At 53.8% G+C, this 664-nt stretch carries 1 pseudogene; it reads right to left on the reverse strand.

What is annotated here, in order from left to right:
* Positions 1 to 71: 71 nt before the first annotated feature.
* Positions 72 to 586, reverse strand: a pseudogene (locus tag Q0835_RS30045) (integrase core domain-containing protein); the annotation flags it as partial.
* Positions 587 to 664 lie beyond the last annotated feature (78 nt).

The following is a 664-nucleotide window of genomic DNA, read 5'->3' on the forward strand; positions in this document are numbered from 1 at the left end:
CGTCATCAGGGTATTTGGAACAGATAGCCGCGTGATTTAGCGGAGAGATTGTCCCATCTTGTTTGTTGAATTTAAGCGGCTTGATTGCGGTATTGCAATCGCCGTTGATTGAATGTGTTTCGTTTGATCCTTTCTCGTTCGAGCAGGATGTTTTCGCCTCGCCCAAAGTAGACATCGGCGGGTGTTAGATTGCTGAGGCTCTCATGGTATCGGCGATGATTGTAGTGGGTGACGAAGCGCTCGATGCTGGCGTTGAGATCGCCCGGCAGAAAGTAGTTTTCCATCAAGATGCGGTTCTTCAGGGTTTGGTGCCAGCGTTCAGTCTTTCCCTGTGTTTGCGGATGGTATGGCGCGCCTCGAACATGTCAGCCAGTTCGCCAGAGATGTAACTCGCACCGTTGTCCGACAGCAGGCGGGGTTTGTGCCGAACGGCGGCCTGATCACAGCCAGAGGCCTCAAGGGCCAGTTCCAGTGTGTCGGTGACATCACCAGCCGTCATCGTCGTACATAGCTTCCAGGCGACAACGTACCGGGAGAAGTCATCCAGAATGGTCGACAGATAGAACCAACCCCAGCCAATGATCTTTAGTGGAGTAAGAAGCGCAGTAGCGCTTCTCCTCCCCGAACCGCACGTGCACCTTTCAGCGCATACGGCTCTCCATTC

This window comes from uncultured Roseibium sp., from assembly GCF_947499295.1.
Taxonomy (GTDB): Bacteria; Pseudomonadota; Alphaproteobacteria; order Rhizobiales; family Stappiaceae; genus Roseibium.